This is a genomic window from Streptomyces sp. RLA131, from assembly GCF_056270125.1.
Genome location: NZ_JBWDOQ010000002.1, coordinates 372572 through 394809 on the forward strand (window position 1 = coordinate 372572; position 22238 = coordinate 394809).

Sequence of the window (22238 nt, forward strand, 5' to 3'; positions counted from 1 at the left end):
GGCGCGCGCACCATCAGGGCTCGGCGACGGTCTCTCCCCCAAGACCGTCGCCGAGCCTCTGAGCGGCCTTCAGGCATCCGACCGGCGGCCGGCGTCTCCCCGACACCCCGTGGAAACCGATCGGTTTCTATTTCGTCCGATTCGAGTTAACCTCGCGGCATGACTACCGAAGTGAAGCAAAGCCCCCGGGAGCGGCTGCTGGAGGCAGCAGCCACGCTCACCTACCGCGACGGCGTCGGCATCGGCGTCGAGGCGCTGTGCAAGGCGGCGGGGGTGTCGAAGCGCTCCATGTACCAGCTGTTCGAGAGCAAGGACGAACTGCTGGCGGCGAGCCTGAAGGAGCGTGCCGCTGCCTTCGTGGCGAGGGCCCTGCCCCCGGCGGATGACGGCCGTTCCCCCCGCGAGCGGATCCTGTACGTCTTCGAGCGGGTGGAGTCGCAGGCGGGTGCGCCCGACTTCCAAGGGTGCCGGTACCTGGCTGTGCAGATCGAGCTCAAGGATCAGACTCACCCCGCGAGCCGGGTGGCCCACCAGATCAAAGCGAACCTGACGGCCTTTTTCCGTTCCGAGGCCGAACGGGGTGGGGCGAGCAGCCCCGACCTGCTGGCCCGGCAGCTCATCCTGGTCTTCGACGGCGCCAGCGCCCGCGCGGGGATCGGCGCCGACAATCTGACCGGGCTCATCGCGCCCACTGTGACCACCCTGCTCGATGCGGCAGACATGCACTGATCCGCTCCGTCTTCGAGCAGGATCGGCGACCGAAGCGCTCTTCCGGGTTGATGTCCGACTCCGGCAGCCGGAGCAGCGCCCATGGCCTCAAGTCCCGGTTTCCCTGCAATCGAACGCCGGCGTCGGCTCGATGAGTGCGGCCGAGGAAACCTCCGTCGAGCAGGCCCAGTCCGTCTTCGACACCAACGCCTTCGGGGTCATGCGCATGGTGAACGAGGTCCTGCCGCACATGCGCGCTCAGCGCCGCGGGCACATCATCAACATCTCGTCCGTGCTCGGGTTCCTGCCCCAGCCCTACATGGCCGCCTACGCCGCCTCCAAGCACGCGATCGAGGGCTGGCCCGCCAGCGCGTCTTCCACGACCCCGCCCGGCCCTCCCGCATCGTCCTGCCGGTGATTCCGGTCCCATAAGAAGCACCGGAGATCCACACGGCGGACATGGGCGACTCCCAATTCGCACAGGGTGGCCCTCAGCACTACGTCCGTCGAGCCGCCACAGTCGTGGGATTGATCGTCACTCACTGGCCTCATCCGTTTCCCTCCCAACGCACCAGCGACCGGGGCGCCTTTGCATGCGGCGTCGAGGCGCTCGGCGACAGGCGACACAAGCAGGGCGGGAGCCGGTGCCGGATCATCCCTCGACTCTGGCACGTGGGCTCCAGCTCACGCAGAATGCGTGGCCCGTCCGTACGGGGCCGCGCGCCGGCCCCCGCGGACTGGGCCTCTCGTCGCGAGGCCGCGTCGCCACAAAGGTCGTGGGGGCCGTCGGGCCTGTCTTCCCTGTCGTCGCGCGCCTCGCCGACCCGCCCGCCGTACTTGAGCTGTCCTTGCGCCGTCGGCAGGCGGCCACCCTCGGCCGCCGACCCCAGGCCGGCTCGCAAGGGCGCGCCGGCCGAGCACGTCGGCGACACCGAGCCGTACGGCACGCCACTCGTCACGTCACTCCGCTGAACGCCGCCCGAGGTCCAGCCAGGCCACGTCGATCACTGTCGGCGCGCGGCTTCGCCGATGGATACAAGGCCAGCCCTGGAGCCTGAGGTCCGCCCGACTTGCATCACAAAACCGATCGGTTTACGGTGGTGAAACCGATCGGTTTTCATCTTCGTGGAGGTAGTCATGACAGCAATCAAGGGCGCCAACGTCTTCGTCACCGGAGGCAGCCGGGGTATCGGCAAGATGCTGGTCGAGGAGCTGTACGCGCGCGGTGCCGGCAAGGTCTACGCCACGGCCCGTGACCCGCGCACGGTGACGTACCCCGGTGCCGTTCCGCTGGCGCTCGAGGCCACCGACCCGGCATCCGTGGCAGCCGCCGCCGAGCAGGCCCAGGACGTCACCATCCTGATCAACAACGCCGGCGCCTCCGTCGGCGCTTCGTACCTCAACTCCCCGATGGAGGACGTGCGCCGGGATCTGGAGACCAATTTCTACGGGCCGCTGCTGGTCACCCGGGCCTTCGCGCCGATCATCGAGCGCAACGGCGGGGGCCACATCCTCAACGCCCACTCCGCCCTGTCCTGGCTGGCCGACGGCACGCCCTACAGCGCCTCCAAGGCCGCCCTGTGGTCGCAGACCAACTCCCTGCGCCTGGAGTTGCAGCCGCGCGGCATCGCGGTGACCGGGCTCCACATGGCCTACGTGGACACCGACATGACGTCGGGTATCGACGCGCCCAAGGCCGACCCCCGCGACATCGCCGTGGCCGCACTCGACGGCATCGAGGCGGGGGCGTACGAGGTGCTGGCCGACGACACCACCCGCTGGGTCAAGTCCCAGCTGTCCGCCGACCTGGAAGCCATGTACGCGCAGCTGAAGCAGTAGCACGCGCTCACCGATTCAATGGAGTTCCTCGCGGAAAGTCCGCCCACTCACCGCTTCGTCGACGTGAACGGGGTCAGGCTGCACATCGCCGAACAGGGGCAGGGCCGCTGGTCCTGCTGCCGCACGGCTGGCCGGAGAGCTGGTACTCCTGGCGTCACCTTCGGGGCGCTGGCGGCGGCCGGGCACCGGGTCGTCGCCCCCGACCAGCGCGGCTACTCCGGGAGTCACCCGCTCTCCCGGCATGGCCGACGGAGGACGACATTCGGGCGTACGCGAAGGACTTCGTCCTGCACGGCGAGCGGGCGTTCACCGGGGCCTTCGACTGGTACCGGAACATCGAACGCAACAACGAACTGCCTGCACCCTTCCGGGGTCTCGGGATCGACGTTCCTGCGCTGTACGTGGTGGGAGACCACGACATGGTCACCGCGCTGCGTCCCCCGGACGGGGGCAGCTCGCAGAGCGAGATTCCGTGGCCAGGGCGGGTCGGACAACCCGCTGACCGCTGCCGCGCCTCAACTGCACGACCCAGCGGCGCTGCCGGTCGCGAGCACTGGACACAGCAGGAGCGTCCCGCCGAGGTCAACGCCGCACTCCTCGACTTCCTCAACCGCACCGACGGCTCCGCGTCCCGATGACGTTACGCGGCATCCGCCTCGTGGCTTTCTCAACAACTGACTCCCCCCACAAGACAGAGGACACATTGATGCCCGATCGCAACCCCATCCTGATCACCGGTGCCGCCGGCGAAGTCGGCGGTGTGAGCCGAACGATGGTCGACATGCTGCTCGAACAAGGGCACCCGGTGCGCGCGTTCGTGCGCCAGGACGACGAACGCGCGCATGCGCTCCGCCAGGCCGGGGCCGAGGTCTTCGTCGGTGACCTGCTCACCATCGCCGACGTGAGCGCCGCGCTGAAGGGCGTCCGCCGCATCTACTTCAGCATGAGCCTGTCGCCGTACTACACCGACGCCGTCAGCCTGATGGCCGCCGCGGCACGGGCCCAGGGCGACATCGAGATCTTCGTCAACATCTCCGAGTACGAGCAGTCGTTCATGACGTTCGACAAGATGACCGCGCCGGAGGAAGAGCGGCGTGCGTGGCTCGGCGGACTCGTCGCCAACTGGTCGCCGCAGCAACGCGCCCACTGGGTCGCCGAGCAGGTGCTGGAGTGGTCCGGCCTTCCGACCGTCAACATCCGGGCGGCCGTGTTCGTCGAGAACCCCCTGATGACCTGGCTGGCGCTGGAGCCGCTGAGCAGGGGTGAACTGCGCCTGCCCTTCGGTGACCACCGGCTCGCGCCCATCGCGGGCTACGACGTGGCAGAGCTGTGCGTGAAGATCCTGGCCGACCCGAAGCCGCACATCTCGAAGTCCTACGACCTCAACGGCCCGGAGCTGAAGGACATGCACGGGTTCGCGGAGGACTACGCGGCCGTTCTGGGACGCGAGGTCACGTACGTTCCCGAAGACGTCGAAACCTGGAACGAGACCTACCTCGACACCGCCCTGGCCGCGCTCCCGCACACCGCGGAGCACCTCAAGACCCTGACCCGGCTGAAGGGCGGCGGCGGCTACCGCGGCACCACCGACCAACTGGAAACCCTGCTCGGACGCCCGCCGAAGACCGTGCGGTGGGCGCTGGAGAACCACCCGCGCATCCGGAAGCTGGCGTCTGCCTGAACCGCGCTTGCCGGGCGGCGCCCCACGGAGAGGCCCAGTGACGCGCTGCCCACCCTTGGTCAGCCGTCTTGGCCCTGCGGTCCGACGACCTGCATGGAGAGGTGGGCCGGATCGCTCAGCGCTGCCGGTGCGAGGACGTGGGGCGACGGCGCGCGGCTGGCCCACCGCGGTGGCCTGCGAGTCAGTCGCCGGCACCGGCTCTGGCACCCGCTCCGGTTCTGGCAGCAGCAGTTCCTCGACTCCGCATCCGAGCACGGTGCAGAAACAAGTGCCGGGGCCTGCGCTCCTACTACCGGCGCAAGGCGGGCGTCCCACCCCCGCCGCGCTGGCAGCATCCCGCCTTGACCTCGGACAACCCCGCGCTGCGGTCGGCCGCGGCCCACGCCAAGCAGCTCGGCGAGACCAACGGATGGTCGCCGTCACTCGTGCGGTGCGCGATGGACGGCCTGACGGCGGTGCTGGAGGGCCGCCCGCCTGGCAGGCCCGTGAAGCTCACCGAAGTCCGTGCGCGAATACCGCGACACGCTTCCAGCTTTCGGGTCGCCGAGGTCCTCACCGACCTGGAACTTCTGGAAGATGACTGCGCGTTGGCGATCCGCTCCTGGATCGACGACCGCACCGGCGAACTGCCCGCCGGCTTCTCCGGCGACGTCCGCGCCTGGCTGCTGGTCCTGCTCGACAGCGACAGTCGTGCCAAGCCCCGGTCCCGCACCTGCCTCTACGTCTACTTCGGCTGCGTTCGCCCCCTGCTGGAGAACTGGGCGGCGACCCGTGGGCACCTGCGCGAGATCACCGTCACCGACGTCACGGCCGTGCTGTCACCCCTGCGTGGAGGGCAGTGTCGCAACGCGATCGCCGCACTACGCTCGCTGTTTCGCTTCGCCAAGAAGCGCGGCCTGATCTTCGCCAACCCCACCACCCGCCTGAAGGCCGAGGACATCCCGCGCAACCTGCTGCCGATGACCGACGCCGAGGTCCTCGCCGTCGAGCGGATCGCCGTCACCCCGGCGCGACGGCTGATCGTCGCCCTGGCCGCCGTCCACGCCGCCCGCGCTGCGGCCATCCGACGTCTCACCTTGGACGACCTCGACCTTCCCAACCGCCGGATCACCATCGCCGGACACGCCCAGCGGCTTGGCGAACTGTCTCATCAGACCCTGCTGGCCTGGCTCGCCCAGCGTCGCGTCACCTGGCCGATGACCCCCAACCGGCACGTTCTGATCAACGCGAAGACCGCCCTGGGAACTGGGCCTGTCAGTGCCGAATACCTCAAGCGGCACCTGTTGCACCAGGGCGTCCACCTCGAACGCATCCGCGGCGACCGGGTACTGCACGAAGCACTGACCGTCGGCGCCGACCCGTTGCACCTCGCCCTGGTCTTCCACCTGTCCCACACCGCCGCGAGCCGCTACGCGACCATCGCCCAAAACCTGCTCGACGACCAGACGGGAGTCCGCCGAGATGCGGTCGGAAGGGAGAGCGGGCGCTCTTGACAGCTGCCCGTAAGGGGATCTCCGACCGAACGATGCTGGCGGAGCAGACAGAAAGGACCGGCACGGCTGCTGTCGAGGAGCTGCCGTCAAACCAGTGGCGTTCCCGTGGACGAGCCTCATAGCTTGGGCGCTCGTGACAGATGATCCGAAGACGCGCCCGAACCGACATGACCTCGGTCGGGTGTTCAACGAGGTGCCGGAACTCTACGACCGGGTCCGGCCGGGATACCCCGACGAACTGTTCGCGGACCTTGTCACCGTCACCGGCATGGACGAAAGGTCGTCGGTGCTGGAGGTGGGCTGCGGTACCGGCCAGGCGACGCGCTCGCTGGCAACGCTCGGATGCTCAGTGGCCGCCATCGAGCCGGGCGAAGAAATGGCCGCACTCGCTCGCCAGCGGATCGCCACCTTCGGCAACGTCGAAGTCGAGACGTCGATGTTTGAGGAGTGGGACGACCGCGGTCGACGCTTCGATGTCCTCGTGGCTGCGTCGTCGTGGCACTGGGTCGACCCGTCGATCGGCTGGCAGCGAGCGCACGACGTGCTCCATCCCGCAGGCTGGATGGCACTGCTCGGCAACGTCGTTGTCCGCCGAGTGGGAGAGCCGGAGGTGTACGCCGAGACCGCCGACCTCCACGAGCGGTTCTGCCCCGGGAACCCCGACTGGGGCCATCCTCCCCTGGAGGACGACGTGCGCACCACCGACGAGGGCTGGGGCCTGGTCGTCGATCCCGGCGGATTGTTCGGCCCAACGATCGTGCGCTGGTACCCGACCGTTCAGTGGTTCGACGGGGACGGCTTCGCCGATCACCTTCGTTCGTTGTCGCTGTACCGGAGGCTCGACCGCGACGTCCGTGAGCCCCTGCTCGACGCAATCGCCGAGCGCATCCGCACGCGGATGGGCGACCGAGCATCACGCCGTTACCTGAGCGTCCTCCGTGTCGGACAGCGCGCCGAGTGAGCCCAGTGGTGAAGGATCTGCCGATTCAGCGGCAACGGACCCACCGCACTTTCATGCCTGCCTGCCGTAGACGCCGTGAGTTCCCAGTGAAAGCACCTCAGTCACGCTGAACCCACGGCCGACGTGCCGGTAAGAACCGTGTCACCAGGCGCAAACCGCGGTGATCAGTCCTCTGGCCCGGAGGGTCGGGCCAGTTCACGGACGTCCTGTGCGGCATCCGGGGTCGTCCGGTGGTGCGCAATGCCGGTGATCACGGCGCGGAGGCCGGGCTGGTCCGACCGGCGCCCGTCCATTGCGGGGGACATCTCCGCGACCACCTCGGTCACCGTCTTCCGCGTCGCCCGCAGCCGCGTCCACGTCTCACGCCGCGGCCCCTGGGAACCGGCCCGAATCCATCTCGGCAGATGGCCTCGCGGCGGATCGCGGCGAGGGGTGTCACGGTCTCATTCCGCGGTGGGCCTGTTCCCGTCGGAGCGGACCCAGGCTGCGAAGTCCTCGACCGCCTCGATGACGGCATGGAACCGGAGCGACGGGAAGAAGTCGAAGTTGTGCTGGGTTCCGGGGAGCTCGGCGTAGACCACCGGTTGCGAGGAGACCTGCCTGAGCTCCGAAGCGAAGTGGCGGGCGTCCTCGGCCAGGACGAGCGTGTCCAGCGATCCGTGGACGATGAGGAACGGTGGGGCGTCGGCGTGCAGGTATGCCAACGGGGAGGAGTCGGTACGGGCCTCGGCCCTCCCGTAGTAGCCGTAGAAACCGATCACCGCCGACACCCCGGTGTCGGCTGTCGCAGCGCCGCCTGGCTGGAGCCGGGTGTCACCTGCGGTGAGGGCCGCCGTGGCCGCCAGGTGAGCGCCCGCGGAGCCACCGGCCAGGAACAGGGTCGAGGGATCAGCGCCGTAGGCGGCGCCGTGGTCGCGCACCCACCGGATGATCCGCTTCACGTCGGCGAGCCGATCGGCATACCGGACATCACGGCCCAGCCGGTAGTTCGCGCTCACGCACACCCAACCTTGACTGGCCAGCCCGTAGAGCAGGGGGCGTGCCCCGATCATCTTGCTGCCGATGCGGAAGCCCCCGCCGTGCAGGTAGATCAGTACAGGCGCGTCCACTGCCCCGGACCGGCGGACGTACACATCGAGCAAGTGGCCCCGCCCGGCGTCGCCATAACGGATGTCGGCCACGCGCCGTATGCCGAACCGGTAGGAGATCAAGGGCAGGCACAGGATACGGAGGAGGCGCAGGCGGCCGTACCGCCCCGGACCCCGCCCTGGTACCGCTTGCGGCCCGAGCGTCTGCCGCAGCGCGGCGGTCAGTGTGGGCCGGGCGGTGCCGGCCCGCGCGGCAAGCACAATCAATCCGGCCGCAGTACCTGCGGCCACCCCCACGGCCAGCCACCACCCCGGCGCACCCACCTCGCCGCCCACCAGACTCGGCACCGCCCCGGCCCCCAGCACGTACAGACCGAGGAACGGCTGCTCGTTGATCAGGAACGTCAGTGCGAAGCTCAGATTGAAGGGACTTGAGTGCCGCGGTCGCGGCGGGCGCAACGCGAGGAGGGTCATGAGCGTGATCATCCCGCTGCTGGCAATGATCTGGGTGACGAGCACCACGACTTCCTCCCAGCCGACACCCGCAGGCCACAAGGCCCCGGTCCGTCAGCCTGTGGACGTGGCCGATGGATCTTTACAGCCAGGGGCAAGCGTAGGACCAGATACCGCACCATGTCAGCCCACCCCGCCAACTCCCCAGCTCAGGAGTTCCCTTCGGACGAGCCACGCCCAACGGAGCTCGGCCCGGCCAATGACGCTGCGACGCGGTTCACGTTATGAGCAGGCGGAGGCCGAGATCTGCCGCGTCGAGGTCGGCGAGGTCGCTGTTGCGCTCGGCCCACCGGCCGGAGCCGAGGTCGTCGCTGAGGCTTCGTACCGCCCGCTGCTCGGCCTCCGGCCCGACCCTCGTCCACACCGACATCGCACGGCGCACCTGATCCTCCAGATACGCCCCCGGCCGACGCCAGTACGCCTCGAACAGGCCGTCAGCGCAGTCCCACGGGATGGGTACCGGCTCAGCGCGGGCGCCGATCGCGTCGGCCATCCCAGCGAGCGAGGGAAATTCTGCGAGTACGGCGGCGAACTCGGGCAGGTAGTCGCGGGTGAGCCAGAACCGGTCCTGCCATCCCGGCTCGTCGGTGTCGAACGTGAGCACCACCACGCGGCGGGCCACGCGCCGCATCTCGCGCAGCCCCGCTATCGGGTCCCCCCAGTGGTGAACGGTGGAGACGGCCATCGCGACGTCGAAGGAGTGGTCCTCGAACGGCAGGCTCTCCGCGGCGGCGGCCACGCACGGCGCCGCGTCGGCAGGCCGCTGCCCCCGCATGACCGCCGATGGCTCCACCGCGGTCACGTCGCGATCAGCAGGCTCGTAGGAGCCGGTGCCGGCCCCGACGTTCAGCACCGTCTGCGCGTCCCCGAGCGCGTCCCGGATCTGCGCGGCGATCCGCGGCTCGGTACGCCGTGTCGCGGTGTAGGCGCCACCGATCGCGTCGTACAGACGCGCACCGAGCATCTCCAGTTGCTCCTCCGGCGTCACCTTCAGTCCCTTCGCCCGTGCCTGAAGTTCCCTGTCGAGGGCCGCCACCATGGCGTCAGCGCGATCACGCCGCTCCAGCAGCAGGCCGCGCAGTCGGCGCAGCTGCGCGACCGCGTCGGCGGACGGGTCGCCGACCAGTTCCGCGACCTCCCGCAGCCCGAAGCCCAACCGCCGATAGGCCAGCACCTCCCGCAGCCGCTCCACGTCGCCCGCCGAATAGGCCCGGTACCCGGCCACGGTCCGCGCCGACGGCCGAACGAGCCTGATCTCGTCATAGTGATGCAGCGTGCGGACGCTCACGCCGGCGAGCTCGGCCACGCGTCCCACGGTCCAGTGATCCTCCACGGCACCGACTATGCAGCCTGACGCCACGTGAGGGTCAACAGCCGCAGCTCGCGAAGCTGGTGTCAGAAGCTTCCGCCACCGGAGAACTTCAGGCAGACGTGCGGCCGGCCGGCCACCACGACGGTCGGCACGGTCTCGTCGCCATCGTTGGCAGCCCTCACCGCCGTCGCCCCATCCGGGTCGCGCCAGATGTCGACCCAATGCAGCCGGCCGGCGCCGCGGCCCAACCGGATCCGCAGGCGCAGGCAGTACATGCAGCCCGGCCGCCAGTAGACGATCGGTCGGCCGTCTACCGCGCTACGGCGTTGTGCCTCCACCGCACCGATCGACCGTGGGAACACCAGCGGCGAGTTCAGCCCTGCGAGCAGGGCGAACATCAGCAGTAGTGCGACGGCGGCGCCGGGGAAGCCCCTGACGACCATCGTGGTCGCAACGAGGGCGCCGCAGACCACGAGCAACATCGGCAAGATCCAGGCGCGCGTCATGATGACACACGCTATCGGTGGCGTAGGTTCGGCGGATCAACGGCCCCGGACGTGCGGCCTTCTCCGCTATGCGGTGGACGTGGTCGTAGGTCGGTGAACCTCCAGGACCACCGCCGTGCCCGCCACCGATCGGTCCTCGTGCATGGTGATCACCTGGCCGGGCCGAAGGTGCTGCCACTGCGAGGGGTCAAGAGGAGCAAGTCGTACCGAGGCTTGCCCACCGGGCTCCAGGAAGGGCGTGAACTCCACCCAGAGAAGTGCGATGTTGAGGTCCGGCTCGCCGGTCGGGGTTCGGTTTCCGATGTTCCACATCGGTCGCAGGACGCCGGCACCGGAGATGGGCGTCTGCCGTCGCGCTTCGGTGGCCGGGCGGAGGGCGAGGTCCGCTCGGATGATGCCGTTGCGAGTCTCGTAGCAGCGCCAATGGCACCAGGCCGCGCTCTTGTCCAGCCGCATCTGTTCGGCTGCGGTGGCCAGGGTTTCCCAGAAGCTGAGCGGAAGCGGTTGGGCGTCACCGAGTTCTTCCAGCAGCCCGAGGGCCACTTCCCACTCGTCCCGAGTGAGGTAATCCCAGACGTCGTTCACCGTGATGTCGTTCTCGGTGGCGATCTCCTCAGGAACCAGCAGGGAAGCGGCTTCCAGCAGCTTGGGAACGTCCATGCCCTGATTGTGTGGCCGATTTGAACCAGGGCGACCGTCAAGCGTCCGTTTGTCGAGCTCGGCCCAACATTCGCGTGGCGCGACGACCTCTGGATGTTCTCGCGACGCGGCGGCGCGCCCTCGTGCGGGTAAGCGTCGTCGGCCCAGGCTGATGTCCAGCTTGTCAGTTCCAGCGGACGGCAAAAGGCAAAGGCAAAGGCAAAGAGATCTCTCTCCTTGCCACTCTTAACGTATAGCGCACTGGGGGGCTTGCGGCAAGACCCGGGTGATGGCGCAAAATCGTCGACCGAGGCCACAACCTGCGGAAATGGGGGCACGACGTGCGTGTGTTGTCGACGTATGGGGGACGCGGTGACGTCGAACCAGTGGTGGGACGTTCCACGGAGCTGGAGGCGCCGGTGGTTCGATCGGCCAGTGCGGTGCAACGGGACACGACTGCCTCGGAGGTGTCGCGATGACCGAGCAGTACGTGTTGGATCTTCAGGAGGTTGACGAGACGCAGGTCGCGGTCGTCGGCGGCAAGGGCGCGCACCTGGGCGGGCTGTCGCGGATCGAAGGCATCCGCGTGCCGGCCGGCTTCTGCGTGACGACGGACGGCTTCCGGCGGATCATGGCGGAAGCGCCGTCGATCGGCGATCGGCTCGATCAGTTGTCGCGCTTGAACCCGGACGACCGGGAAGCGATCCGCACGCTCAGCGCGCAGATCCGCCGGACCATCGAAGGGATCGCCATCCCGGACGATCTCGCGGCGGCGATCACCCGCGCGCTCGCCCGGCTCGGCGAGCAGGCCGCCTACGCCGTCCGATCCAGCGCGACGGCAGAGGACTTGCCGACGGCCTCCTTCGCCGGCCAGCAGGACACGTACCTGAACGTCGTGGGGCCTGCGGCGGTCCTCCAGCACGTCAGCCGGTGCTGGGCCTCGCTGTTCACCGAGCGGGCCGTGACCTACCGCCGGCGGAACGGCATCGACCACCGTACGGTCCACATGGCCGTGGTCGTGCAGCAGATGGTCTTCCCGCATGCGGCCGGCATCCTGTTCACGGCCGACCCCGTCACGGGCAACCGGAAGGTCGCCACCGTGGACGCCGGCTTCGGCCTCGGCGAGGCCCTGGTCTCCGGCCTGGTGAACCCGGACGTCTTCAAGGTGCGACACGGCGAAGTCGTCGCCAAGGCGATCGCCGCAAAACAGCGTGCCCTCCACGCCCTGCCGGCCGGCGGTACGCAGGAAGTGGCGATCGAATCGCAGCGGCAGGAGCAGCCGGCGCTTACGGATGCGCAGGTCGTGCGGCTCGTACAGCTCGGGCGGCGGATCGAAGCGCACTTCGGCCGCCCGCAGGACATCGAATGGTGCCTGGCCGATGATGGCTTCCAGATCGTTCAGAGCCGGCCGATCACAACGCTGTTCCCCATCCCCGAGGCCGACGACCAGGAGAATCACGTCTACGTCTCCGTCGGTCATCAGCAGATGATGACCGACCCCATGAGGCCCCTGGGGCTCTCCATGTGGCAGCTGACGGCCATGGTGCCGATGCACAAGGCCGGCGGGAGGCTGTTCGTCGACGCCACCCGGCGCCTGGGCTCGCCCGCGAGCCGCGCCGGCCTCCTGGACATGGTGGGAAGAGGCGATCCGCTGGTCAGGGACGCGCTGGAGACCGTCCTCGACCACGACGGTTTCATCCCGTCGCTCCCGGACGCGGTTCCCGGCGGGCCGCCGGCCGGCGGCGCGTCCGCCCCCATCGAGACCGATCCGGCCATCGTCACCGGGCTGATCGAGCGCAGCCGGACGTCCGTCGCCGCCCTGGAGCGCGACATCCGGACGAAGACCGGACCAGCGCTGTTCGACTTCCTGCTGGAGGCCTTCGAGGAGCACAAACGCGTCCTCAGCGACCCGTTGAACCTTCAGGCGATCATGGCGGGGATGGAGGCCACATGGTGGCTCAACGACACGCTGGAGGAGTGGCTGGGCGAGAAGAACGCGGCTGACACGCTCACGCTGTCCGCCCCCGGCAACGTCACGTCGGAGATGGGACTGGCGCTGCTCGACGTCGCGGACGTGATCCGCCCGCATCCGGAGGCGGTGGCGTTCCTGCGGGGCGTCGAGTACGTCGAGGACGTCGAGTACGTCGAGAACAATGCCTTCCTGGACGAGCTGGCGAAGCTCCCGGGCGGGACCGAAGCGCGCGACGCCATGGAGGCCTACCTCGACCGGTACGGCATGCGCTGCGTCGGCGAGATCGACATCACGAGGCCGCGTTGGCGCGAGCGCCCCACCACGCTCGTGCCCGTGATCCTCGACAACGTCAGGAACTTCGAGCCGGGCGCCGCCGAGCGGCGCTTCGAGCAAGGGCGGCAGAAGGCGCAGAAGAAGGAACAGGACGTGCTGTCACGCTTGCGGGCCCTGCCGGACGGGGACCAGAAAGCCGACGAGGCCAAGCGGATGATCGACCGGGTCCGAACCTTCATCGGGTACCGGGAGTACCCGAAGTACGGCATCGTCAGCCGCTACCTCGTCTACAAGCGGGCCTTGCTGGAGGAGGCCGAGCGCCTCGTGCAGGCCGACGTGCTTCCTGAGAAGGAGGACGTCTTCTACCTCACGTTCCAGGAGTTCCACGACGTCGTGCGCTCGAATCAGGTGGACGACCAGCTCATCCAGCGGCGCAAGGACGCGTTCCGGTCGTACCACGCGCTCACACCGCCCCGGGTGCTCACATCGGATGGTGAGGCCGTCACCGGGGCGTACCGGCGCGACGACGTTCCGGCCGGCGCCCTGATCGGCCTACCGGTTTCCGCCGGGACCATCGAGGGGAGGGCCCGCGTCATCCTTGACATGGCGGAGGCCGATCTGGAAGCGGGCGACATCCTGGTCACGACCTTCACGGACCCCAGCTGGTCGCCGCTGTTCGTCGGAATCGCGGGCCTGGTGACGGAGGTGGGCGGCTTGATGACCCATGGCGCAGTGATCGCCCGGGAGTACGGCCTGCCGGCCGTCGTGGGCGTGGAGCAGGCCACTCGGCTGATCCGGGACGGGCAGCGGATCCGTGTGCACGGAACCGACGGATACGTAGAGATCCTGCCTTGACCGACCACATTGAGACGGCCCATCCCACCGGCCCGGTTGGGCATCCAGCGTGCTCCCATGAACGATCACGGTGTTGCTCATGGCTTCACGTCGGTGGACACACAGCCCCGCCCCTCCGACTGGGCCCACGTCTTGGACCGGTTGGCTGCGGAGCCGTTCTACGCCGCCTACGAGCAGCGGCTGCAGGAGTTACTTCGTGCCGAGGCCGGCGGACTCCTCCTTGAGGTCGGAGCAGGTACCGGCGACGCCGCTGTGGCCCTGCGCTCGCGCTGTGGGGCCGAGGTCGTCGCGGTCGATTCGGGCGACGAGAGCTTCCGCGACGGCGCGTCGCCGGTTCACGGTGTGGACCGAGGCGGGCCTGTGGCGCCGACTGCACCGGGCGGTGTCCGGGCCGGATCCGGTTGTACGCGGAGGCTCGGCCGGGCAGCCGGCCGAGGCTCCGCATACGATCCGTTCTTCGCCGGGTCAGAACGCGTTCCACTCCTGGGACCAAGCGGTGTAACAGATGTACTGCACCTGGCTGGCTCCGTCGGCCATGCTCTCGCCAAGGGGTTGCAGGCACTTGCCGCTGGACCGGACGGCGAGCCGCAGATAGCCGGTGTGGGTGCTGGTCTGCGTGGTCCACTGCTGGTTGTACCCGCCGTTGCAGTCGGCCAGCTGAACGGGGTCGTCGCTGTTCTGACCCGAATTCTTGACCTCCATGCATCTGCCGCTGCTTGCGACTTTAAGCTCGAAATAGCCGCTGTCGGTCCGCTGCACCGTCCACTGCTGGTTGGTGGTTCCGTCGCAGGTGTTCTGCTGGACTACGGAGCCGTTGGCCTGCCCCCCGGCGGCCAGGCACTTGCCGGTGTAGAAGTTTCCGTACTGGTAGTAGGTCACCGACTGGGGCTTGGTGATCGAAGCACCCGCGCTTGCCGGGGAAGTGAAGGCCAGGACGGAGACGAACGCCGCGGCGACCGCCGCGAGCCCGGTGGCCGCCTTCCGGGGATATGACTTGTTCATGCCGATGATCTCCTCTTCATGCATTCCGATACCGCGCGGTGATGAATTTCGCCTGAGGTTCGCCGCTGAGTTGGCGCGTCATGTGACGGAGGAGGTCGCGTTCATGGTCGCGCCTTCGTATTCGAGGCAATTCGACATCCCCCTCCTTCAGTTACGTCGAACGCTCAGTAAGGAGTGTCGTGTTCTCAGATCCGCTTGTCGCGACCCGGTCCGTTCAGCGGACCGGCCGGCCGCTCAGCCGTTGCTGAGCGCCTCACCGGTCCGCCGGCAACGTCGTCGACGACCGGTTCGGACTCAACTACGGCTCACCCGAAGCCGCCGCCCGCCTCGCCGAACAAGCCCGCCGCACCGCCGGCCCCGCCCGTCGTGATCCCGGTGCGGTCCGTGGTTCAGGTACGCCTGAATCCCGAGGTGGGTGGCGCACCGACGAGTCGGGTGTCGGCGCTCCGGCAAGGCCGCCTACGAACCGCCCCGGTCCCCTGCGGCTTCCTTGCCCCGACCTTCGATCTGGTTCGCGTAGAAGCGGACGTACGGGGCGTACTCGTGATCGACGGCGTTCTCGAGTCGGTGAAGGTGGCGGACAGCCTCGCGCTGATACCCGTCCACCCACCCCAGGGATCTGGCGGCGTCCACCCGGTTCCGGGCGTCGAGCGTGGTGTCCTGCGCAAGGTGAATCAGGAGTTCGGCACCGGCCTCCCGATATCCGTCCAACCGGGCCAGGGTCCCGGCGGCGTTCACACGCTGGTATCCGCCGGTGGCGGCGTCGGCCTCTTCCGCGAGCCGTGCCAGGAGTTCGGCACCGGCCTCCCGGTACCCGTCCAGCCTGGCCAGGGCCTCGGCGGCGTGGACGCGCGGGCGAAAGCTCTCCTCCTCGACGAGGCGGGCGAGCAGCGCGGCCCCGGTGTCCCGGTACGGGGTCACCTTCGCCAGGGCCCGGGCCGCGTCCACGCGGTCCTGGCTCCTGAGGGTGGCGTCCTCGGCGAAACGGGCCAAAAGGGCCGCGCCGGTCTCCTCGTATCGGGCCGTCCTGGTCAGGGCCTCGGCCGCCTCGATACGGCTTTCGCCGTCCAGGGTGGGATCCTCGGCCAGGCCGGTCAGCAGCTCGGCGCCGGTCTCCTCGTACCCGTCCTGCGCCTGTAGCGCTCCGGACGCGCGCACCCGGCTCTGGTGGTCGAAGCTGGTGTCGGCGGCGATGCCGGCCAGGAGTGCCGCACCCGCCTGCCGGTACCCGTCCTGCCGCATCAGGGATTCGGCTGCTTGGCGGCGGAGGAGGCCGGTTTCCATGGTGGCGTCCTCGGCGATACGGATCAGGAGCGCGGCACCCGCCTCCCGGTAGCCGTCCAGCCGCACCAGGGCCTCGGCGGCCAACACCCGGTAGAACTCGCCGAGATGAATGCTGCTCATCCGCACTCTGCGGTAAAGCCACCTCGGCCACTTGCGTGAGCTCTCATAGGCGAAGCGGGCCAGCAGCGCGGCACCGGCCTCCCGGTGCCCGTCCAGAGCGGCCAGAGCTTCGGCCGCCCACACCCGGCCGTCCGCGAAGCGTCTGCTCTCGGCGAGCCGGGTCAGGAGCACGGCACCCGCCTCCTGGTACCCGTCCACCTTGGCCAGGGCCCGAGCCGCCTTCACGCGGTTCAGGGGACCGAGTCCGGCGTTATTGGCGAAGCGGATCAGGAACGCGGCACCTGCTTCCCGGTAGCCCTCCAGCCCGGCCAGAGCCACGGCAGCGTCCACGCGGTCGGATTCGGCGAAGTCGGCGTCGTCGTTCACCATGGCCGCAAGCCACTTCGGCGTCAGGCGCAGGTGGAGCGGCCTCGGCCACTCCCCCGCGATGTCGTCGGCGAAGCGGGCCAGCAGCGCGGCACCGGCCTCCCGGTGCCCGTCCAGAGCGGCCAGGGCCTGGGCCGCCCTCACCCGATCCCAGCAGCCACGCGCGGTGTCGTCGGCGAGACGCGTCAGTCCGACGGCGTCGACGGGCAGTTCCCCCATGAACGCATCATGCCAGGAGCCAGGCCTTCGTCCCAGACCTCGATGAGGAACAGCCGGACCGCCCTCTTCCGGGCCTGATCCGGACCATGCCGACACGTGGTTCGGGCACTGCGCACAGAAGCACCGCGTCCGTTGAATCGTCTCGTCAGAGGTCTACGCGATGCTCGGCAGCCGACGCGTCATCGACGGAGCCGTAGCGCAACACGACGTGTGCAGGACGGAAGGGCAGGCCGTGCAGGATGGGCGCCATCACCGCGAAGAGTTCATCGGCGTCCGGTCCGTATGCGTAGAGGACCACCTCGCCACCTCCGAACTCGTTTCCGTCGAACTCGCCGACATCTGCTCGCTCGATCGCCTCGGTCAGCAGGGACCGGGCCTGACGGACGACTTCGCGTCGGCTGGGTTTGCCGAGGCCGTCGTCGGCCAGTCGACAGCGAGCGATGACGGCGTGCTCGACGTCGGTTTGTGCTTCGTCTGTGCAGGTCATGCGTGAACTGTTCCATCCCGGACCGACATCGTCGGTCGACACCGGGCGGCGGCACGCAAGCCGGCACCCCGAGGGCCCGGTCCTCGTCAGGACGGGAGGGCACCGAGCTGGCGCAGTTGCGCGAGGACGTCGACGACGCCCCGGATCTCGGCGATCCGCCCGGCGGCGAAGCGGAGGATGAAGATCTCGTTGTAGGTGACGGTCCTCCCGGTGGGCGGCAGGCCCTGGTACTCGCCCCGGTGGGTCCCGGTCACCGTGTTCCTGGAGACGACCTTGTCTCCCTCCGCGATGGTCTCCTCGGAGGCGACGTGGATGTCGGGGAACGCGCGCAGGAGCACCTCCCACACCCGCTTCAGCGCCTCCGCTCCCGTCGCGCCCGTCGGTACCGGCGCATGGAAGACCACGTCCGGTGCGACGAGCTCGTCGATGGCCTTCGAGATGATTTCCAGGTCGCCGCTGTTCACGGCGGAGTGGAGGCGGTTGAGCGTCGCTTTGTTACTTGCTGCTCCGGCTGTCGACATGCGCTCTCCCCTGTGGTCTGTGCCTTCGCCGCGTGCTGGACGGCGCCTCAGCAGTACGGCCTCTCCGTAGTAAGACACCGCAGCCGCCGGGAATGTGACGCGATGCGCGAACGACTTGGAGCCGCTGACGTGTGCGGCGCACTCACCGCTGACGTGGCGTCGGCCGACGCGATCGCGCCGCGGGACGCGTTGCCGTGCGCCCTCGGCTGCGAGGCACTTCGTTCTCGGGCGAGGCGAGGTCAGGGTGCCGTCGTCGGGGTGTCCCGCAAGGTGACGTTGGCGTGGCTCTCCTGGAAACTCTGTTCCGAGACCAGCGTGAGTCGGGCGGTGGACCGGAATTCCGGGAGCGTGGCGGAGCCGCAGGAGACCATGGTGTTCTTCAGTTTGGCGATGGTCACGCTGAGGCCCTCGTTGAGGTCTCCGGCGTAGGGGACGTAGCCGTCGACGCCTTCCTCGAAGATCAGCCCCTGCCCGCCCTGTCCGTAGCGCTGCCAGTTGCGGGCCCGGTTGGAGCCCTCGCCCCAGTACTCCTTGACGAAGCCGTCGCGGGTGGGGAGCTTCGCCCCGGCGGCCTGGTCGAAGCGGGCGAAGTAGCGCCCCATCATGACGAAGTCGGCTCCCATCGCCAGAGCCAGGGCCACGTGGTAATCGTGGACCAGGCCGCCGTCGGAGCAGATCGGCACGTAGGAGCCGGTGCGCTCCGTGAAGGCGTCCCGGGCCGCGGCGACGTCCAACACGGCGCTGGCCTGGCCTCGTCCGATGCCCTTCTGGTCACGGGTGATGCAGATGGAGCCTCCTCCCACGCCGACCTTGACGAAGTCCGCTCCGGCCTCGGCGAGGAAGGTGAAGGCCTCACCGTCGACGACGTTGCCGCCGCCGACCGGGATCTCCGGGTGGTGCTTCTTCACCCATGCCAGGGCTTGTGCCTGCCAGTCGCTGTACCCGTCGGAGGAGTCGAAACACAAGACGTCGGCCCCGGCCTCCAACAGCGCGGGAACACGTTCGCGGAAGTCGTGGGTGTTGATGCCGGCCCCGACCCGCAGGCGCTTGGCGGAGTCCACGACCTGGTCCGGGAACCGCTTGTTGTCCGCGTAGTCGGACCGGAACACCAGGTACTGCAGGCGGCCTCCGGTGTCCAGCACGGGCAGGCAGTCCAGCCGCTGGTCCCACAATTGCGCGTTGGCCTCGGACAGCGTGGTGTCGGCCCCGGTGTGGGGCAGCGCCTCGACGGGGGTCATCCGACCGCTGACCGGCCCGTCCAGGTCATGGCGCTGGGGATGGAAGTCGCGCGAGGTCACCAGGCCGAGCAGGCGGCCCGTGCCGGTCCCGTCGTGTGTGACCGCTGCGGTGCTGTGGCCTGTGCGGCGCATGACGTCGACCAGGTGGCGCAGGGTGTCGTCGGGACGGACGTTGGTGTCGCTGACGACGAACCCGGCCTTGAAGTTCTTCACCTCGCGCACAGCCGCCGCCTGGTCCTGAACCGGCTGGTTGTGGTGCAGGAAGCTCAGTCCACCGTTGCGCGCCAGGGCGATCGCGAGCTCGGGTGTGCTGACGGCTTGCATGATCGCGGACGTGAACGGGGAGTGCAGTTCGATCGCCGGTGCCTCGCCGACGCGATGGCGTACCAGGGGCGTGCGGAGATCGACCGTGGCGGGTGAGCAGTCGGTCCGGGTCCGGTTCGGCAGAAGCAGGAACTCGTTGAACGTCCGTGAGACCTCTGCGATGACCTGCGCCATTGTTCCTCCTGACCCGTCGGCCGGGGCCCGACTGCCCAGCCGTGAAGACCGTCCCTCGTGTCCGAAAGCCCGGGTAGGCAGGTGCCGCGTAGCCGTACCGGCGGCGCCAGGACTCCGCCCTGGGCCTTCAGCGGCACATTGGTCCAGAGGGTTCGATCGTGACCCAGCACCCTACTGATCGCCACGCCGCTGCACGAATCGGCACCGACAGAGGCCCTCGCCAAACACCCCCTCGTCCTGTCGGGCGCGATGCCGTAGCGGACGTTGTATCCGTGGGCTGCCTCGCCGGGATCCCACTCGATTCGTGCCGTGAGGTCGTCGACGCGCCTCGCCCGCGCGTTCGCGATCTCGTCCGTCACCCGGCGGCGGCAGCGGAATGTACTGGCGCGGAGCACAGCATGGGTACCTCTTCGTCGGCACCGTCACCGCCGCAACGGTCATCCGGTTCCGCTCATGAGCGGGCGGGCAGGCGTCGCACAGCATGCTCCGCATGCCCGACATCACCACACATGCGCCATGCGACGACAGTCCCGGGGAGTCCCGGCGGGCGCGTCTGAGACGGACATTCGACGAGGACGCGGAACTGTACGACCGGGCCAGGCCCGGATATCCGCCGGAGCTGTACGACGACCTCGCGGAACTCGCAGGTGCCCGTCCCGGCAGCCGCGTGCTGGAGGTGGGCTGCGGGACCGGCCAGGGCGCTGGCCTGGAACGCCTCCACAAGGGCGGGGGCGACGGCCGGATCACCGCCGTCTACGAGCACCGAGATCCACGCCCCGGAGCCGGTCGGCCATCACGTCCCCCCAGCGGGGGACGTGCAACGGCCGCGGCCCCGCTGGGTAGCCGAGGGCCTGGGCGAGCAGTGTCGGGGTGGGCGTAGACGCCGTCGGCGTAACGGCGTGCCAGTGCCAGTGCCAGTGCCAGAGTGTTCATCGTCGGCCGCCTGCCGCCAGCGCCCCGAAGGTGACGCCAGGAGTACCAGCTCTCCGGCCAGCCGTGCGGCAGCAGGACCAGCGGCCCTGCCCCTGTTCGGCGATGTGCAGCCTGACCCCGTTCACGTCGACGAAGCGGTGAGTGGGCGGACTTTCCGCGAGGAACTCCATTGAATCGGTGAGCGCGTGCTACTGCTTCAGCTGCGCGTACATGGCTTCCAGGTCGGCGGACAGCTGGGACTTGACCCAGCGGGTGGTGTCGTCGGCCAGCACCTCGTACGCCCCCGCCTCGATGCCGTCGAGTGCGGCCACGGCGATGTCGCGGGGGTCGGCCTTGGGCGCGTCGATACCCGACGTCATGTCGGTGTCCACGTAGGCCATGTGGAGCCCGGTCACCGCGATGCCGCGCGGCTGCAACTCCAGGCGCAGGGAGTTGGTCTGCGACCACAGGGCGGCCTTGGAGGCGCTGTAGGGCGTGCCGTCGGCCAGCCAGGACAGGGCGGAGTGGGCGTTGAGGATGTGGCCCCCGCCGTTGCGCTCGATGATCGGCACGAAGGCCCGGGTGACCAGCAGCGGCCCGTAGAAGTTGGTCTCCAGATCCCGGCGCACGTCCTCCATCGGGGAGTTGAGGTACGAAGCGCCGACGGAGGCGCCGGCGTTGTTGATCAGGATGGTGACGTCCTGGGCCTGCTCGGCGGCGGCTGCCACGGATGCCGGGTCGGTGACGTCGAGCGCCAGCGGAACGGCACCGGGGTGCGTCACCGAGCGCGGGTCACGGGCCGTGGCGTAGACCTTGCCGGCGCCGCGCACATAGAGCTCCTCGACCAGCATCTTGCCGATGCCACGGCTGCCTCCGGTGACGAAGACGTTGGCGCCCTTGATTGCTGTCACGACTACCTCCAAGAATGGGAAACCGATCGGTTTTATCCATCGTAAACCGATCGGTTTCCCCACGCAAGTCGTCGCTTGAGCAGCTGTCCCCGCCGTAATGCCCTGGCGGTGTATCCCGGACGACGGCAACCACGCCTACCCCGAGGCGGCCGCCAACCGCAGCCCCCTCACGGCCATGGCCAGGCGCGTCACCGTCGCCGAGGTCGAAGAGGTGGTCGAACCGAGGGAGCTGCGCCCCGGTCGAGCCCGATGGCCGCCACGGGCGTGTGCTTGCCGTACGGCAGCCGGGTCAGCAGCACCGGCTACGGTCCCGTACCGCCAGGCCGGTGGACATCCGCGCGCGGCACCGTGCCGTCACACATCTCCGCCGGAACGTCTACGGCACCTCTACCGAGGCGATCGCCAGGCGTGTCGGTGTCTCCGGGCAAGAAGGCGATCTTCGTCGCCGCCTTGGCGCGGAGCATGGAAGACACCAGCCTGGCTTTCGAGAGGGCGGCCAAGGGGGTGGACCAGGGCGAGCAGGTCCTCCAGGCCATGGCGAACGCCTACGCACGGCTGGTTTCGGCGCACCCCGAAACGCTGCAGATGCAGATACAGGGACACTCCGTCGTGGCCGCCGCCGAGGCTCAGGGTGATGACCAGATCGGCACACTGGTCCGGACCGGCTGGACGACGCTCTGGCAAACCGTGCACCTGGCACCGGGCGCCGACACCAACGAGACGACAGCCTTACAGCCATCGTGCTTCCCACCGATTGCCGGGGAAGCACTGGCTTGAAACCGTGGCAGCCGCTCCGACTGCCGGAGACGGGCATCAACCCGGAGAGCACACCGCTCGCCG

18 protein-coding genes and 4 pseudogenes are annotated in these 22238 nt (G+C 69.0%); 10 read left to right on the forward strand and 12 right to left on the reverse strand.

Features of this window, described 5'->3' with window-relative positions; genetic code table 11:
* Nucleotides 1–159 precede the first annotated feature (159 nt).
* From RWE79_RS02330 to RWE79_RS02360, 7 genes and pseudogenes are all read left to right on the forward strand, one after another.
* Complete coding sequence (locus RWE79_RS02330; protein ID WP_475938303.1) at nt 160–729, forward strand: TetR/AcrR family transcriptional regulator; 570 nt, start codon at nt 160–162, stop codon at nt 727–729.
* Nucleotides 730–832: 103 nt separating this feature from the next.
* Nucleotides 833–1078 (forward strand): annotated as a pseudogene (locus RWE79_RS02335) (SDR family NAD(P)-dependent oxidoreductase); the annotation flags it as partial.
* A gap of 767 nt (nt 1079–1845) precedes the next feature.
* A complete protein-coding gene (locus RWE79_RS02340; protein WP_475938304.1) occupies nt 1846–2547 on the forward strand; it encodes an SDR family oxidoreductase in 702 nt (233 codons plus the stop codon).
* Nucleotides 2548–2565: 18 nt separating this feature from the next.
* Nucleotides 2566–2772: pseudogene (locus tag RWE79_RS02345) on the forward strand (alpha/beta fold hydrolase); the annotation flags it as partial.
* 481 nt (nt 2773–3253) lie between these two features.
* Nucleotides 3254–4228, forward strand: a complete 975-nt coding sequence (locus tag RWE79_RS02350; RefSeq protein WP_475938305.1) for an NmrA family NAD(P)-binding protein — start codon at nt 3254–3256, stop codon at nt 4226–4228.
* 341 nt (nt 4229–4569) lie between these two features.
* Nucleotides 4570–5721 carry a hypothetical protein gene (locus tag RWE79_RS02355; RefSeq protein ID WP_475938306.1) on the forward strand — a complete coding sequence of 384 codons (1152 nt, stop codon included), beginning with the start codon at nt 4570–4572 and terminating at the stop codon, nt 5719–5721.
* A 133-nt stretch (nt 5722–5854) separates the two neighbouring features.
* Complete coding sequence (locus RWE79_RS02360) at nt 5855–6682, forward strand: class I SAM-dependent methyltransferase (protein ID WP_475938307.1); 828 nt, start codon at nt 5855–5857, stop codon at nt 6680–6682.
* A gap of 443 nt (nt 6683–7125) precedes the next feature.
* Here RWE79_RS02360 and RWE79_RS02365 read toward each other — a convergent pair whose 3' ends face one another.
* From RWE79_RS02365 to RWE79_RS02380, 4 genes are all read right to left on the reverse strand, one after another.
* Nucleotides 7126–8292 (reverse strand): alpha/beta hydrolase, encoded by a 1167-nt coding sequence (locus tag RWE79_RS02365; protein ID WP_475938308.1) that lies wholly within the window; start codon nt 8290–8292, stop codon nt 7126–7128.
* 208 nt (nt 8293–8500) lie between these two features.
* On the reverse strand, nt 8501–9598 hold the full coding sequence (locus tag RWE79_RS02370) for a MerR family transcriptional regulator (protein WP_475945557.1): 1098 nt from the start codon (nt 9596–9598) through the stop codon (nt 8501–8503).
* An 80-nt stretch (nt 9599–9678) separates the two neighbouring features.
* Nucleotides 9679–10101 carry a glutaredoxin domain-containing protein gene (locus RWE79_RS02375; RefSeq protein WP_475938309.1) on the reverse strand — a complete coding sequence of 141 codons (423 nt, stop codon included), beginning with the start codon at nt 10099–10101 and terminating at the stop codon, nt 9679–9681.
* Between the two features lie 66 nt (nt 10102–10167).
* Entirely contained in the window at nt 10168–10761 is a 594-nt protein-coding gene (locus RWE79_RS02380; protein ID WP_475938310.1) for a hypothetical protein, read from the reverse strand.
* A 454-nt stretch (nt 10762–11215) separates the two neighbouring features.
* Here RWE79_RS02380 and rph point away from each other — a divergent pair, with 454 nt between their 5' ends.
* Nucleotides 11216–13840: a rifamycin-inactivating phosphotransferase gene (gene rph, locus RWE79_RS02385; protein ID WP_475938311.1), complete on the forward strand. Its 2625-nt coding sequence runs from the start codon at nt 11216–11218 to the stop codon at nt 13838–13840.
* A gap of 189 nt (nt 13841–14029) precedes the next feature.
* On the opposite strand, the gene RWE79_RS02390 is transcribed toward rph, so the two are convergent.
* From RWE79_RS02390 to RWE79_RS02415, 6 genes are all read right to left on the reverse strand, one after another.
* A complete protein-coding gene (locus RWE79_RS02390; RefSeq protein ID WP_475938312.1) occupies nt 14030–14179 on the reverse strand; it encodes a hypothetical protein in 150 nt (49 codons plus the stop codon).
* 126 nt (nt 14180–14305) lie between these two features.
* Complete coding sequence (locus RWE79_RS02395; protein WP_475938313.1) at nt 14306–14842, reverse strand: RICIN domain-containing protein; 537 nt, start codon at nt 14840–14842, stop codon at nt 14306–14308.
* A gap of 459 nt (nt 14843–15301) precedes the next feature.
* Nucleotides 15302–16831, reverse strand: a complete 1530-nt coding sequence (locus RWE79_RS02400; protein WP_475938314.1) for a hypothetical protein — start codon at nt 16829–16831, stop codon at nt 15302–15304.
* A 145-nt stretch (nt 16832–16976) separates the two neighbouring features.
* Nucleotides 16977–17318 carry a hypothetical protein gene (locus tag RWE79_RS02405; protein ID WP_475938315.1) on the reverse strand — a complete coding sequence of 114 codons (342 nt, stop codon included), beginning with the start codon at nt 17316–17318 and terminating at the stop codon, nt 16977–16979.
* 86 nt (nt 17319–17404) lie between these two features.
* Nucleotides 17405–17839 (reverse strand): ester cyclase, encoded by a 435-nt coding sequence (locus RWE79_RS02410; RefSeq protein ID WP_475938316.1) that lies wholly within the window; start codon nt 17837–17839, stop codon nt 17405–17407.
* A gap of 239 nt (nt 17840–18078) precedes the next feature.
* The gene (locus RWE79_RS02415) at nt 18079–19575 is read right to left on the reverse strand and encodes an IMP dehydrogenase (protein WP_475938317.1); all 1497 of its coding nucleotides are present in this window, start codon (nt 19573–19575) and stop codon (nt 18079–18081) included.
* Between the two features lie 490 nt (nt 19576–20065).
* Here RWE79_RS02415 and RWE79_RS02420 point away from each other — a divergent pair.
* Nucleotides 20066–20329 (forward strand): annotated as a pseudogene (locus RWE79_RS02420) (class I SAM-dependent methyltransferase); the annotation flags it as partial.
* A gap of 178 nt (nt 20330–20507) precedes the next feature.
* Here the strand turns inward: RWE79_RS02420 and RWE79_RS02425 are convergent.
* A pseudogene (locus RWE79_RS02425) lies at nt 20508–20678 on the reverse strand (alpha/beta fold hydrolase); the annotation flags it as partial.
* Between the two features lie 18 nt (nt 20679–20696).
* Nucleotides 20697–21398 (reverse strand): SDR family oxidoreductase, encoded by a 702-nt coding sequence (locus RWE79_RS02430; RefSeq protein ID WP_475938318.1) that lies wholly within the window; start codon nt 21396–21398, stop codon nt 20697–20699.
* A 408-nt stretch (nt 21399–21806) separates the two neighbouring features.
* Here RWE79_RS02430 and RWE79_RS02435 point away from each other — a divergent pair, with 408 nt between their 5' ends.
* Nucleotides 21807–22175 carry a hypothetical protein gene (locus RWE79_RS02435; RefSeq protein WP_475938319.1) on the forward strand — a complete coding sequence of 123 codons (369 nt, stop codon included), beginning with the start codon at nt 21807–21809 and terminating at the stop codon, nt 22173–22175.
* Nucleotides 22176–22238: the final 63 nt, after the last annotated feature.